Annotated in this window: 12 protein-coding genes; all 12 read right to left on the bottom strand. The window is 43.2% G+C overall.

Going from position 1 to position 15,181, the window contains the following annotated elements:
* Window positions 1-27: 27 nt before the first annotated feature.
* The 12 genes from G0Q07_RS07195 to typA all read right to left on the bottom strand — a co-directional run bounded on the left by G0Q07_RS07195 (window position 28) and on the right by typA (window position 14,945).
* Entirely contained in the window at window positions 28-2,370 is a 2,343-nt protein-coding gene (locus G0Q07_RS07195) for an NAD(P)H-dependent oxidoreductase subunit E (RefSeq protein ID WP_163345444.1), read from the bottom strand.
* A gap of 108 nt (window positions 2,371-2,478) precedes the next feature.
* Window positions 2,479-4,359 (bottom strand): outer membrane protein assembly factor BamB family protein, encoded by a 1,881-nt coding sequence (locus G0Q07_RS07190; protein ID WP_163345443.1) that lies wholly within the window; start codon window positions 4,357-4,359, stop codon window positions 2,479-2,481.
* 30 nt (window positions 4,360-4,389) lie between these two features.
* Complete coding sequence (locus G0Q07_RS07185) at window positions 4,390-5,742, bottom strand: 4Fe-4S binding protein (RefSeq protein ID WP_163345442.1); 1,353 nt, start codon at window positions 5,740-5,742, stop codon at window positions 4,390-4,392.
* A 9-nt stretch (window positions 5,743-5,751) separates the two neighbouring features.
* A complete protein-coding gene (locus G0Q07_RS07180; RefSeq protein WP_163345441.1) occupies window positions 5,752-6,330 on the bottom strand; it encodes a 4Fe-4S dicluster domain-containing protein in 579 nt (192 codons plus the stop codon).
* Window positions 6,317-6,511, bottom strand: coding sequence for a hypothetical protein (locus tag G0Q07_RS07175; protein WP_163345440.1), 195 nt, complete (start codon window positions 6,509-6,511; stop codon window positions 6,317-6,319). Before G0Q07_RS07175 ends, G0Q07_RS07180 begins: the two co-directional genes overlap by 14 nt.
* 14 nt (window positions 6,512-6,525) lie before the next feature.
* On the bottom strand, window positions 6,526-7,500 hold the full coding sequence (locus G0Q07_RS07170; protein ID WP_163345439.1) for an NHL repeat-containing protein: 975 nt from the start codon (window positions 7,498-7,500) through the stop codon (window positions 6,526-6,528).
* A gap of 27 nt (window positions 7,501-7,527) precedes the next feature.
* Window positions 7,528-8,955 (bottom strand): outer membrane protein assembly factor BamB family protein, encoded by a 1,428-nt coding sequence (locus G0Q07_RS07165; RefSeq protein WP_163345438.1) that lies wholly within the window; start codon window positions 8,953-8,955, stop codon window positions 7,528-7,530.
* 34 nt (window positions 8,956-8,989) lie between these two features.
* Complete coding sequence (locus G0Q07_RS07160; protein ID WP_163345437.1) at window positions 8,990-9,523, bottom strand: PQQ-like beta-propeller repeat protein; 534 nt, start codon at window positions 9,521-9,523, stop codon at window positions 8,990-8,992.
* On the bottom strand, window positions 9,478-10,230 hold the full coding sequence (locus G0Q07_RS07155; RefSeq protein ID WP_163345436.1) for a PQQ-binding-like beta-propeller repeat protein: 753 nt from the start codon (window positions 10,228-10,230) through the stop codon (window positions 9,478-9,480). The genes G0Q07_RS07160 and G0Q07_RS07155 overlap by 46 nt, the downstream gene beginning before the upstream one ends.
* A gap of 162 nt (window positions 10,231-10,392) precedes the next feature.
* The gene (locus G0Q07_RS07150) at window positions 10,393-11,628 is read right to left on the bottom strand and encodes a PQQ-binding-like beta-propeller repeat protein (RefSeq protein WP_163345435.1); all 1,236 of its coding nucleotides are present in this window, start codon (window positions 11,626-11,628) and stop codon (window positions 10,393-10,395) included.
* Window positions 11,629-11,691: 63 nt separating this feature from the next.
* Window positions 11,692-12,903, bottom strand: a complete 1,212-nt coding sequence (locus G0Q07_RS07145; protein ID WP_163345434.1) for an outer membrane protein assembly factor BamB family protein — start codon at window positions 12,901-12,903, stop codon at window positions 11,692-11,694.
* A gap of 230 nt (window positions 12,904-13,133) precedes the next feature.
* The gene (typA, locus tag G0Q07_RS07140; protein WP_163345433.1) at window positions 13,134-14,945 is read right to left on the bottom strand and encodes a translational GTPase TypA; all 1,812 of its coding nucleotides are present in this window, start codon (window positions 14,943-14,945) and stop codon (window positions 13,134-13,136) included.
* Window positions 14,946-15,181 lie beyond the last annotated feature (236 nt).

Genomic DNA, 15,181 nt, shown 5'->3' with positions numbered 1-15,181 from the left:
GCATTGGCGTTAAGACGCCAGGGTTTATTATTTCACATCGATTGCATCAACCGGACAAACGGCCCGGCAGGCATCACATTTTATACACAGTTCAGTATCAATGCTATGTTTCTCGTGCGGTGTGAACGGAATGGCATCAACCGGACATTTTTGCACACACTTGGTACAACCAATACACTCGTCGTTTACCGAATAAGTGATCAGCTTAGCACATTTGCCGGTCGGGCATGTTCCGTTAATGTGTGCTTCATATTCATCTCTGAAATGCCTCAAGGTACTTAACACTGGGTTTGGAGCCGTTTTCCCCAGTCCGCAAAGACTTCCTTTTTTTGTCCAGCCGGCCAGGTGTTCCAACTCTTCAATGTCGCCTTTTTTACCTTTTCCGCTAACAATACCATCCAGAATGTCAAGCATTCGTTTTGTTCCAACACGGCAGAACGTACATTTCCCGCACGATTCTTCCTGAGTGAACGATAGGAAATAACGGGCAATATCAACCATACAATCGGTGTCGTCGAGCACTACAAGTCCTCCCGATCCCATCATGGCACCCATTTCTCCCAACGATTCAAAATCAATTGGCGTATCAGAATGTGCGGCCGGAATACAACCACCCGACGGGCCACCAATCTGCACCGCTTTAAAGGTTCTACTGTTGGCAATTCCGCCACCAATTTCTTCAATCACCTGTTTTATGGTAATTCCCATTGGTACTTCAATCAGTCCGCCACGGGCAATTTTACCGGCCAGAGAAAAAACCTTTGTTCCGGTGCTTCTCCCTGATCCGATTTTTGAAAATCCTTCAGCTCCTTCACGAAGAATATAGGAAATCTGCGCCAGGGTTTCAGTGTTGTTAACCAGGGTTGGTTTTCCCCACAAACCGCTTTCTGCCGGAAATGGCGGGCGCATTCTCGGGAAACCACGATTTCCTTCGATAGAAGCAATAAGTGCACTTTCTTCGCCACAAACAAAAGCACCGGCACCTTCGTAAATCTGAAGATCAAGGTCGAAACCACTGCCCAAAATATTTTTACCCAAATAATTTTTAGCCTCACAGATTTTCAAGGCTTCGCGAATACGTTTTACCGCCAGCGGATACTCGGCACGGATATAAAAATACCCCTGATGAATATCCGTTGCATAAGCTGCAATGATCATTCCTTCGATTACCCTGTATGGATACGATTCAAGCAACATACGATCCATAAAAGCTCCCGGATCACCTTCATCGCCGTTACAGATGATATATTTTATATCGTTTTCGTGCTTTTTTACCAGTTCCCATTTTATACCTGTTGGGAATCCGGCACCACCACGACCTCGAACACCACTATCTTTCACTTCCCGAATCACCTCATCGGGTGCCATTTTGTTCAACACCTTTTCGAGGGCAGAAAAACCTCCGCGTTTCAGGTATTCATTAATATCAAGTGGATTAATAATTCCACGGTATTCGGTAGCAATGGGAATCTGTTTTCCTAAAAATGAAGCCACCGGTTTTTCGCGCATACTTATTTCGTAGCGCTCAATTCCATCCCAGTTACGGTCGGTCTGGATGTCCTCAACCGTGTGCAACAATTTATTTTTTAAGCGGGTAAATAAGCCCGGTGCCTGAAAATGGCTTTCTACAATATTTTTTACGTCTTCGGGTTTAACTTTGGCGTAAAGTGTAGCTTCTCCTTCGTTTGGCACCACCTCTACCAGAGGCACCTGGTGGCACATTCCCACACAACCCACATGTTTCATGCTAACGCGCAAACCACTGTCGTTTACCACATGTTCAACTTCCTCCTCAATTTCCTTACTTCCACTGGCTACACAACACGATCCAAGCCCGATTCGTATCTCACCCTGAATTTCAGAGCCATCAGCTTTTCGTGCTTTTTTCGCGCTTTTTGTTCCTTTCAGACTTTCAAAATCGGCAATTACCTGGCCAACCTGATCGGAAGCCACATGACCATAAGTAGTTTCATCAATTTGAACAACAGGTGCCAGGGTACAGCAACCTAAACAAGCCACTTGCTCCAAAGTGTATTCTCCTGACTCCTCGGTTTCCTGCCCTTCTTCCAATTTTAATTCGCGACGAAAAGCATCGTAAACCTGTCCCGCACCTTTAACATGGCACGCTGTTCCTACACACACTTTTATCATGTGCTCGCCAACCGGCTGCAAACGAAACTGCGAGTAAAAACTGGCCACGCCTACAATCTCGGCCAGGCTAATCTCTGTTTTCTCCGCCACCAACCTCAATAAGTCCTCAGGCAAATAATTGTACTCCTTTTGGATAGCTTGTAGAATAGGAATCAGGCTCTTTTTGGTACTGCCTTTTTCCTGTATCAGCTGGTCGATATTTTTATTTTCTTCTGTCATTTATGCTATTTCCCTTCTTCCATTTTGAAATCACAACGACTGAGTAATCTTGCACTTCTAACTTCTTTGTGACAAATTCCTCTCTTCTCTTGGAATGACATTTTTAATTTACTTTCCAATGCAAAACACATGTTTCTCTCCTCTGATGTAGATTCGTCCATCGGCGAAAGCCGGCGTAGGACCTGACATTTCTCCCAATTCGTTTTCGCCTACCTTTTTCAATTCCCTTGAAAACTCGTATATACGCATCACACCATCGTTGTCCATAAGATACACTTTTCCATCTACAAAAACGGGTGACGAGTACACTGGCGAGCCGAAATCATCTTCCCAAAGCAGCTCCCCGTCTTTCAGGTCGTAACACACAAAAACACCGTAGCTTGTTGCAATAAATACTAATCCGTCGTGCGCTAAAATACTGGATGCTTCGGGCAGGTAGAAATCGTCTTCCCATAGTGTTTCCTGCGTACGGATATCAATAGCTACCATTCGTGCATACTCGTTGGCTGCCACTACAATTCCGTCGGCATAACCAACCGATGGGCCAACTTCACCCATCATACATTCAACCGACCAAAGTTCTTCTCCGGTTTCCACATCATATCCGGCAACAATCGGGTCGGCAGTTAACAACAACTGGTATTTGCCATCAACCTCGGCCAATACCGGACTTGCCCATGAAATTTTTGAATTACGTTGTGTTTCCCAAACCGTTTCTCCTGTTTGGTTGCTTAGTGCCATAACTTTTCCACCCCGGTTGGTATCGTACTGAATCAGAAGTTTTCCGTCCCAGGTTATCAGCGACGATGAATGTCCGTAATGATTATCAGGCACACCTAAGTTTTTTGCCCACAAACGTTTCCCATTCATATCAAAAGCAATTACATCACCTGTTCCGAAAATGGCAAAAACAGCATTTCCGTCGGTGGTTAATGTTGGTGCCGCAAGCCCGGTATCATCTGTTACACGCGGTGGTGATGCCGGCGATCCTGAGATATTATCAGCAATCCCGGTCCACAGTAATTTACCATCGTTGCGGTTGTAGCAATACACTTCGCGACTGGCGTTATTCCCGCCTGCAACAAACATTTTATCTCCCCAGATTATTGGTGAATTGAATCCATGTTTCGGCACTTCCGCTTTCCAAACTATATTTACTCCGGTAGCACCGTCCCATTCTGTTGGAATGTTATCGTGCCTAATTATTCCCTGTGCCAGAGGACCACGGAACGAGTTATGATTATTCTGCAGTTCGGCAAGCGAAGGTCCTGATGTTGTAGCTGTAGCTTTTGGTTGTGTAACCGGTGTTTCCGAAACAGCTTCCTCGGCAATAATTTCTTCCGGTTGAGTCTCCGTTGAAGTATTTTTGGCAACATTTTCCGAAGCAGTATTCTCACCAGCAGGTGCTTCTTCTGAAACTTGGTTTGCTGAAGTTTGTGCCGGAGCTACATTAATAACCTCCACAGCATCTTCATCCGCCGGCGATTCGTTTTCGGCCACCAACGCTGCTGCATCGTACGATTTTAGCTGGTTTACCGAAAGAAAGGAAGCCAGGAGCGCCAAAACCATTACTGCTGCTCCTACTATTATAATTCCTTTTTGTGCAATTATCCGGCTGGCTATTTCGTTTTCCAGCACTTTCTCCGGCTCTTCAATTTTACTTTTTGCACCATAATAAATCCGCAGCGCAAATGCCAAAACTATAGCACCGAACAGCAACATATAAGCGCCTGTTTCAACTTGCCACTGGCTGTTAAAATAGGCCTTTCGGGCCAGCAAATCGAAATTGCGAATCTCCTCTTTTAGCTCCTCGTTGTTGGCATCGTCTTTAAGACGCTCAACCAACGCTTCCAATGCCTTACTTTCAATAGGATCGGTTTTTGTCATCTGCCAAAAATTTAATAATAGCAGCAGTGCAACAGCCGAGCAGAAAATACCTGCAATTATGGCAATGTTCTGCGAGAGTTTAAGTTTATCCTGGTTGTTCATTCTATTTTGGTTCTTCTTTTATATTCAATCTTATTTTTCCACCGGGCAATAGTCTACACACCTTGCACAACTAAAGCAATTTCCTTTATGCGGTTCATAATCCTGTCGTTTTCGAAACACAACCGTATTCAATAAGGTTATACCAATTACCAATCCCATAAATCCGCCGGCAATCATACTTCCGATATAAAATTTCTCACGAATTACAGTGGCTTCGTTTACCAGCTCATCCATCGATTTTCCTGAAGCAAGAAATGTTTGCACGTCAATATTATCGGGATCGTTTTTCAATTCAGGATGCTCTATCAGCAATTCTGCCAGGTAAACATCCTGATTTGCTTTTGATAAGAAAGTATGCGATTTTGCCCCAACAAACACACCTAACGCTATCCACAATGGAATGACCAAGGCGTAGGTTAAAAATCGTTTTGCTCCCAGCCCGGATTTCACTACTTCTTTTTCGTTGGTTGGAAAATCAATAGCATCAAAAGGACACGAATGCGTGCACAATTTACACTGAATACATTCTGACGGCGTAATGGTTATATGATGTTTTGAGAAACGCGACATCCAACTTAATGGCACACTGTATGGGCACAAAAAACGGCAATACGGACGGGCAACAAACATCCCCATAAGCAAAATAGCAATGCCTAAAACGATCATCAGAAATGTGGCATCCATACGGAAAATCCCAATAAAAGGATCGTACCTACAGATTATAAAATCAGTTCCGGTTGCGGCATAAAGTACTGCCAGCGACAGGTATAAATACGGAATTAATCCCAATGTTTTATTCAACCATTTCGGCAAGCTTATCGGTTTTACAACCACTAAATCCTGGATTGCCCCTAAAGGACAGGCACCAGCGCAGAACGTTCGCCCAAAAAAGAGCGTAAACAAAAGTGGCAGTATAAAAAACAATAAGGCCGTAAGAGAAATGGCATAAGCCGAATCGAAAAAGGTGAGCGTAACATTTTGTATGGCACCGATACTGCAAATACAACCGAGACGGTAAAATCCAAAATAACCTAATGTGAAAACCGAGAGCCATAAAACTCCTTGTCGCGAACGGCTCTTCAAAGCAAAATATGTTGCTGCCGACAATACCACCAACAGCATAAATACATCGAAATATTCCATTGCCAGGGCACGCGGCTCGGGCGTTACCGGCGATGGTTGTTCGTAGCCTGTATCAAACTCGGGTTTGGGAAAACGTTGTTTCTGTGCAGACAAGTTAAAAGACAAAAGATTAAAGGCAAAAGTGAAAAGTAAAAAGGCAAAAGTGAAAAACACTGAGTTTAACTTAAATCCGAAGAATCGCTTTTGCTTGCGGCCCGTAACTCGTGGCTCGTAACTATTTTGGTTCAGTTGATCTCTCATTTTAAAAAATCAGGCTTCAGGTTTGTTTGTAAAATCGCCTTTCACATTGTAGGCTTCACTGGCTTTCACCCGGCTAATGGCATCCGACGGGCAAACCCGTGCGATGGAACATTCGTTACAATCAACACAAATATGGTGCATGATTTGCAGGTGCATTGATCCATTTCCGAACGAAGTACAACCGGCTACACATTTTGCGCAACCAATACACAAGTCCTCATCAATATGATATTCGAAGTAAGGCTCCTCAATAAAACGACGTTCGATTGCAGCCGTGGGACACAATTGATTTTCGGCAGCCGTACTTTGTGAGTTGGCATCCGGTTTCAGGTAACCACCACACAAGTCGCAGTAACCACACAAATCAAAAGCGTGGATACATTTCACCGCTGAAGGATTTAGAACACACTCCGTTGCACAGCGTCCGCACTGTGTACATTTAAACGGGTCGATCTGCCAAACGTACCCATCGCCACTTACCTTTTTCAACGCCGAAAGACTTACTGCGCCCAACGACAACAATAACGAAGCTCTTACCCCATTTCGGATAAATTTCCGGCGGCTTTGTGATTTGCTATTCTTTTCCATCTTTTACCTCCTTTGCCTGCGGGAAATCGCATTTCTGAAATTTGCCACAATTATCACAAGTTGGGGACAGCGAACAAGAAGCAGACACTTTTTTATTCACAAACAAATAACCGGTAGAAGCGGTAATTCCTCCAAGAAGTAAAAGTCGGCCTGTTGTTCTTATAAATTCTTTTCGTTTCATCTCAATAATATTGTCTATTCTGAAATTTTTGGCTCAAAAACACGCAAAACATTTCTATCGAAATCAAGTACATAAATATTACCATCATTGTCGACAGCAATGTCGGGGGCCTGACCTTCAATTTTTTTATCGAATTTTGTTGGAGGTGCTACAACTCCTGAGAACTCACCCGAACGTTTATATACTTTCACACGCACCAAACCTTTTTCGCTGGTCACAAAACGACCATCGGGCAAAAAGCAAAAATGAGCAGGATTACAACATCCGCTAAAATTTTCAGTTTGGTTACCCGAAGCTTTCCAAAACTCGCGCAAGCGTCCTTCCTTCGTGTAATTTTCTAATGTGTGCATACCCGGATTGACTACCCATAAATCGCCATAAACATTTATATCCAGATCGAAATACGGACTTGGAATAATAAATCCATGCGCTAAATCGTCATCGGTTTTACCCTCAAATTCATTCACAATTTCTCCCTGATGATTAAAACGCAGGATGCGTCGGTTTCCGGCATCGGCAACCATAATATCATCTCCCTCAACCGCAACAGCAGTTAAATACGTGTCGTCGCCATCAAGTTGCCATTTATTTATTGTTGTACCGGTTTCATCAACAATCCACACAAATCTCTCGAAAACCACATAAATGGTGTCGCCAACAACATCCAATCCGTGAGGTTCGTCCAAAAAACCAACCTCTCCAAGCAGTGTTCCCGAAAAATCAACGATCTTCAGTTCCTGATCGCCAACTGCGTAAATTTTGTTATTGGCGATTTCGAGCGCCTCTGCCAAAACAAAGCCCAGGTTGAAATTCCGGGTTTCTTTGTATTTCACCAACTCCTCCGGAACATTACGAAACTCGTCAACGTTGTACTCAAATTTATTGGCCTCCATATTATCCGGACGTTTTGAGTACCAATCGACTACAATTACACCAACGATAACCACCGCCAGTACAATCAGAAATATTACGATTCCTTTGTTTTTCATGAAATTATGATTGTGTTAATACAATATCTAGCTATTCACATTCAAATCGATACAAATCATTGTTTTTGAGTCGCGCAACAATAAGTAACCGTCGGCCAGTGCAAACGGCGCCCACGCATCGTGGCCATCCTCAATAACTGTTACCTGTTCCAACTGAATGTATTTATCAGTGCTGGGTCGCGCAATTGTCAGAGTACCATCGTCGCTCAGAATAAACATTTTATTATCGGCAATAAAATACGGGCCGAGGCCAAAACGGGTATCCTTACCGCTCGTCCACACTACTTTTCTCGTATCATCAGGATTTACGCAGATTAGTTGATTTCGGTTGGCGCCGCCATCTTTGGGCACAATACCAAACAGGTACCCATTCCATAAAATTGGTGTTTGCTGCTCGCATGCCAAACCTTCTTTTGGGGCATATTCATAAAGTGGTTCAACCGAAAAAGCACCATTATTTTCGGAGAGCTGTAACATCATACTTCCTGCACCATAACCGGCTGTCATAAATATCTTTCCGTCGGGCATACAAACCGGCGACGGAGCAATAACCGAGTGGTTCCACTGCGAAGTTTCCCACAAGACTTGTCCGGCATCGGGGCCATCGGCAGCCACTGCCAGTAATCCTCCTACCGGACTGTAAACATACATTTTCCGTCCACCAAAAGTATAAGGCATAACCGATGAGTGCGACATCTTCCAGCCATTTGGGTTTGGTGTTTCCCAAAGCTTTTCGCCGGTTTCGCAATCAATGGCAACCATCATTTTACTGCCACCAGTAGCAATAATGGCCACGCCGTCATCAATCAGCGGACATTGCCCGGTATACCAAAACGGAATTTCATTACCGTACTCTTTCACCACATCGAGTCCCCAGCGAAAATCGCCGGTTTCACGATCGAGGCACATTACGTGGCACTTTGGCCCAATGGTTACAATATACTCTTCGGTAACTGCCGGAATAGTCCTTGACATTCCATGATTTCGTTTAATAGCCACATCGTAACCACGCCGCCACTGCTCTTCTCCGGTAACTACTGAAAAACAGCGTAAAATATCGGCCCGCTCCTCTTCATCGTAGTCGAGTACATAAGCCAATCCTTTGTAAATTGCACCTCCTGAATGTCCTTCACCTAATTCTTTCGACCAAAGAATATTCGGACCTTCCGGCCCAAAACTTTCCATCAGTTTTACCGGCGATTTTGAAATATTATCAAAGTCGGCTCCACGGAAGTTGGTCCACGTTTCCTCCAGTTCCTGATAATCAGAAGCCAGTTCTTCAAAATGTTCGCCAATATTAACGTCTTGTGGAGGAACTCCCTTTCCCCTGTTATCTGAACCTTCGAGATTTACGGTAAAATCTTTGGTAGGATCGGCGTTTAACCACCAAAAGATTGAAATAAACCCAATGGTACCGATTGAGATTAGAATGATATTTATGGTTCTTTTAGTCATTAATTTCTGTAAAAATAGAATGTCAAAAATATAGTTATTCACTAATATTATAAATCATTAATACATTGCCATGGCGGATAAACAGTTTTCCATTATAAATGGCAGGATGTGCCCAGTGCGGACCTGCTCCTTCTTCCATAGTAAAACTGCTTACAATTTTCAAACCATCGGTAGAAGGTTGTGCCAAGGCAACATTGCCCCTCTTCTCTTCGTAGAGGTATAACATGTTATCAGCTGTAATTATGGAACCTTTATTTACAAATTCAGTTTCCCAATTTGTTCTACCTGATTCCCAGTTTACACTAACCCATTTTCCCTTTGCATTGTGCTGCCAATTGGCTCCGTATATATTGCCGTCAACCATCACAACACCACCGTGATGATTATCGAGTGTCTCGTTCTGCCACTTCAGTTCAATTTCATTTCCATCGTCAGAAAGGGAAAACATCAGCCCGGGATGATCATAACCACTTGTTACAAATATTTCGCCGTTATGGAACAAGGGCGGATTTGTATTTCCTCCTACCCCCTGGCTTTTGTATGATATTGAATGAGGTTGAAACTCCAAAGAATTGAACCGTTTTCGGCATCAATACCAATTAGATTATCAGTTGTTTGTGCAAGAATTATTTTACGGTTGTTATGTACAATTAACGATGGAGATGCATATGATTTCGCTCCTCCAAGACTCTTGCATTGCCACACTTCTTTACCTGTGTATTTATTAAATGCCACCATCGTATTTTGCTCACCACCAACGAGGTATACCACCAAATCATCAACAATTAAAGGAGCTTCAGCATCGCCATGGCGGTGTATTTCACCTGCGTATTTCTGTACCGCGTCTACTTCCCAAATCAGTTTTCCTGTTTGGGCATCAACGCAGGCTAACTGTCCTGTACCGCTTGACACATAGAGATTTCCATCGGAATAAGTTGGTGTACTTCTGCTATCAATGTAAGATCGGGTCCACGAACGTCCGTAGGGTATATCCCACAACAGTTCTGCATTAAAATTAAAGGCTGACAGAATATCAATTGTATCTTCTTTAATTCCGGTTACATAGATGTTGTTATTAGCCACAATGGGTGTGGAAAAACCTTTGCCGATGTCTTCAATCTTCAGTAACAATTCTGGACCGCTTTCCGGCCATTGTTTTAGCAAGCCTGTGTCGGGATAATACCCCGAACGATCCACACCCCTAAACTCAATCAAATCTTGTCCGAATAAATTAAAGGCAAAAATAATTGCTATTATTGTTAAGGTTAATCTCATCTGACCGATGTTACAATTTTTTATATTTCACAGCATTCATTTTACACACCGTAAAATTTAAAAATAGTCTTTTTAAAGAAGAATATGGGGAGTTAACAAACCATTAACACCCCTCAGCGCTTAATTAGAGTTATTTTAAATACATGCCTGTACCAGCACTTTTTATTCAGCGATATTATACACCATTAATGCATCGCCATGCCGGATGAGCAACTTTTTATCGCTAATAAAAGGATGCGCCCAATGTGGTCCGGCTCCTTCTCTGATCCTGAATTCGCTGATCACTTCAAAACCATCAGGATCAGGTTTTACCAGTCCAACGTTTCCGCGTTCGTTGTAACAGTATAGTAGTCCATCGGCCATTACGATTGAGCCTTTTGTGTCCCAATCGGCTACATACTTTATCTCACCGGTTTCCCAATCCATGCAAATCCATTTTCCGCGTTTATTATCGAACCAATTCGATCCGTACAAATAACCATCGGTAAGAATTACGCCGTGGTGGTGGTTATCAAAAGTGTGATCGACAAATTTTTCGCTTACCGATGTTCCTGTTGAATCCATTTCCAGCATAACCGCAGGGTAATCGTATCCCATGGTAATAAAAATTTGGTTGTCTTTAAACACAGGTGTATTGGTCCATATCAGACCATTTGGCTGATCCCATTTCTCCGGATCAAAATATTGATAATGCCAGACAATTTCTCCCGTTTCGGGAACCAGCGCCAGCAACTCTTTTCCAGTAACAGCCAGAATATAACGATGCCCGTTAAACTCGTAAACCGATGCCGAGGCATAAGCTCTTGCTCCTCCAACCGATTCGCTTTGCCACACCAAATCTCCGGTCATTTTATCAAAAGCAACAACACTTGTTTTGCTTCCGGCCGGTGTACAAATTACCAGGTTATTAACCACCAGCGGTGTTTCCGAGTTACCCCAAATATGGTATTCGGTTTCAAAATCCTTATCTACTTCCACAGCCCAAACCTCTTCACCTGTTGCTTTATTCAAACAAACTACCCGGCCGGTTCCGCTTTGCACATAAATGCGATCGCCATCAACCACGGGAGTACTTCGCGTATCGGGAAACGATTTATTCCACGAGCGTCCGTAAGGCACCTGAAATTTAAACGATCCATCCGGATTTATTGCAGTCAGGTAATCCATCGTATCGATCATTCCTGATGTATAAATCATATCACCTTCGGCAATCGCCGACGAGTATCCTTTTCCTATTTTTTCAACTTGCATAAGCAGTTCAGGTCCATCTTCCGGCCATTCCTTCAGTAAACCTGTTTCGGTGAAATGACCATCGCGGTTTGGCCCACGCCACTGCGTAACCTGAGCATTTAATGAAATTGCAAATGCAGCAATTAAAAGTGTTAATGTAATCTTCATGGTTATTAAATTTTAGTTGGAATAATTAGGTTTTAAGTAGCGAGTATTTGGCAAGAATCCTGCTTATTTAATTTTGTAGGCAATCAGTACATCGCCATGCCGAACAAACAGGCGGCCATTATTGATAACCGGATGTGCCCAATGCTGAGCCGAACCCAGTTCAACTTTTGTTTGGCTAACAATATTGAAACTTTCGGGAGTGGCTTCAACCAAGGCCAATTCACCACGTTCGCTATAGCAATACAACATTCCGTCGGCATAAATGGTAACGCCTTTTGCAATGTCTTTCGACACGTATCTTTCTTCGCCGGTTTCCCAGTCAACACAACGCCACTCACGAGCGTTATCTCCCGAGCCGTAGATGTATCCGTCAACCACAACCATTCCACCCATGCGGCTGTCGAGCTCCTCTTTGGTCCACTGTTTAGTAACGCTGCTGCCATCGTCGCTTAGGTCGAGTTTTACACCACCTTTCCCGTAGCCACTAAAGCCGAATAAATCGCCATTATAATAGAGCGGAGTATTTGGGTGAACACTCCATCGGTTGGTATGCTCAAAATCCCACAACAATTCTCCGGTTTTGGCATCAAGCCCGATAATATGGTCGGCTGTATGTGTTACCAATAATTTCCGTGCCGGAAGTTCAACCAGTAACGGTGTGCAATAGGCAGAAGTTTCACCTTTTCCTGCCGATGTCCAGATGAGATCACCATTAAAACGGTTGAGCGCCACAACATTATTTTTCTTTCCGCCCGGAGTTAAATACACCACATCGCCATCCACAAGAACGGTTTCTGTTACTCCCCAACGAATATTCTCGCCATCAAAATCTTCAAAGGCATTCTTGCGCCATTTCACCTCTCCGCTTTCCGAGTCCATACAAGTCAGCACTCCGTAACCACTGTACTGATACATTAAATCGCCTACTACCACAACAGATGAACGTGTTCCCGGATAACTTTCTGCAAATTCTTTTCCGTATGAAACTTTTTTGATCACTTCTCCATTTTGTGAGAAAATGAATATAAAACCTTCACCGTCGATCATGGTCGACAGGTATATTTTACCATTGGCAAAAACCGGCGATGAGTGTCCCTCGCCTAATCCTTCGGTAGTCCACAAAATTGCAGGGCCATTGGCCGGCCATTCCTTTAAAAGGCCAGTCTCAGGATAAATCCCGTTTTTTTCGCCCCGCCAAACAGTAGGTTCCTGAGCGAATAAAATTGGCACTGAAAAAAGCATTACCGACACAAGAAATAAACATTTTCTAATCATTACTTTATCATTTAGTTTTGCTTTAAAAATAGAACCAAAACCCCACATTACCAATGCTCACATACAATTTATTAGCTATCTAAATAGTAAGGTATATTCACAAGTCGTTTAGAAATTATTAACAACTAAAAGACCGGGAATCAGCTATTGGAACATATGTCTGAATAAAAAAATAAAACAAAAAAAGGCAGGTTAATTAACCTGCCTTAAAATATATTTCAATGTATTTCTTATTCACTAATAGCTTTTGCACGGCGTTTACGCTCATGCTCATCGAGATGAATTTTACGAATACGCATAAAATGTGGCGTAATCTCAATGTATTCATCGTTGCGAATGTATTCCATTGCTTCTTCCAACGAAAATTTGATGGCCGGAGCAATCGCTGTTTTTTCATCGGCACCGGAAGAACGCATGTTCGACATTTTTTTGGTGCGAATAATATTTATGGTTAAATCATCCTGACGGGTATATTCTCCAATTACCTGACCAGCATAAACCTCTTCTCCAGGCTCAACAAAGAAACGACCACGATCCTGCATCTTATCAATAGAGTATGCGATAGCAGTTCCTTTTTCAAGCGAAATTAGAGCGCCACTACGTTTCACGCCCAGCTCGCCTTTCCATGGTTCGTAACCTTTCAGTCGGTGAGCCATAATCGCCTCGCCTTCGGTAGCTGTTAGCATTTGGTTACGTAAACCTATCAATCCACGCGATGGAACAAAAAATTCCAAATGCGCACGTTCGTCTTTTACTTCAATATTAGAGATTTCACCTTTGCGGGCAGTAACCAACTCAATTACTTTTCCTGAAAATTCGTCGGGAACCTGAACGGTTAGCGACTCAATCGGCTCACATTTTTTACCATCAATTTCTTTAACGATTACCTGTGGTTGTCCCACCTGTAATTCGTAACCTTCGCGGCGCATCGTTTCAATCAGAATTGACAAGTGAAGAATTCCACGGCCGTATACCAGGAACGAATCAGCCGAATTGGTTTCTTCAACTCGTAAGGCCAGGTTCTTTTCTGTTTCTTTAAACAGGCGGTCTCGCACTTGTCGTGAAGTTACAAACTTACCGTCCCGACCAAAAAATGGTGAGTTATTCGACACAAAAGTCATACTCATTGTTGGCTCGTCTACCTGGATCGGAGTCAATCCTTCCGGCTCCTCTGCATCGGCAACAGTGTCGCCAATATCAAAACCTTCCAGCCCCATTACAGCACAAATTTCGCCTGACGGAATTGAATCTTTTGTTTTCTCTTTTCCCAGACCTTCAAACAGATAACACTCTTTGGCAACCGTTTTAACAATACTTCCATCGCGTTTTACCAACGATACACGCGATCCCGGAACCAATTCTCCACGTGTTACTTTTCCCACTGCTATTCGGCCGGTATACGACGAATAATCAAGCGAAGTAATGCGCATTTGCAAGGTCCCGTCCTTGGGTGTTGAGGCCGGAATATGTTCCAAAATCTGGTCGAGCAAATAAACCACATCTTCAGTTGGTGTTTGCCAGTCGGGCCCCATCCAACCCGCTTTTGCCGATCCGTAAACCGTTGGGAAATCCAACTGCTCTTCAGTGGCATCAAGGCTAAACATCAGGTCGAAAACTTTTTCCTGGGCAATATCGGGCGTACAGTTTTCTTTGTCAACTTTGTTTACCACCACCATTGGTTTTAGTCCAAGCTCGATGGCTTTTTGCAACACAAAACGTGTTTGTGGCATTGGTCCTTCAAAAGCATCAACAATCAGCAAAACACCGTTAGCCATGTTCAATACCCGCTCTACCTCGCCTCCAAAGTCGCTGTGCCCGGGAGTGTCGATGATATTAATTTTTGTGTCTTTGTAGCGTACCGAAACGTTTTTCGATAGAATGGTAATTCCACGTTCGCGTTCCAGGTCATTGTTATCCAGAAAAAGTTCCTGAACCTCCTGGTTCTCGCGGAACAATTTTACCTGGTGAAGTATACGGTCAACCAAAGTAGTTTTACCGTGGTCGACGTGTGCAATAATTGCAATGTTTCTGATTTCTGTCATTTTCTTTTTTCTAATCCATTTTTACCAACACCGAATCGCGTTATTTGTTTTTAATCAATTATTTATGATTTCAAAAACTCTCTCCGGAATCGGCGCGCAAATGTAAGAAAGTTTTAATGTATAAAATGATAGTTGTACTGAAATGAATGGAAATTTAATGTTGGATCGAACGCTGATGACGCGGACCGAACAGAATTGGACTGAAATCTCCCAAAATACAGGATGAGTGTCATCCA

Origin of the sequence: Draconibacterium halophilum (assembly GCF_010448835.1) — a bacterium.
GTDB lineage: Bacteria > Bacteroidota > Bacteroidia > Bacteroidales > Prolixibacteraceae > Draconibacterium > Draconibacterium halophilum.
The sequence above is the reverse complement of the archived record's forward strand: the minus strand, read 5'-3'. Positions and strand labels throughout refer to the sequence as shown.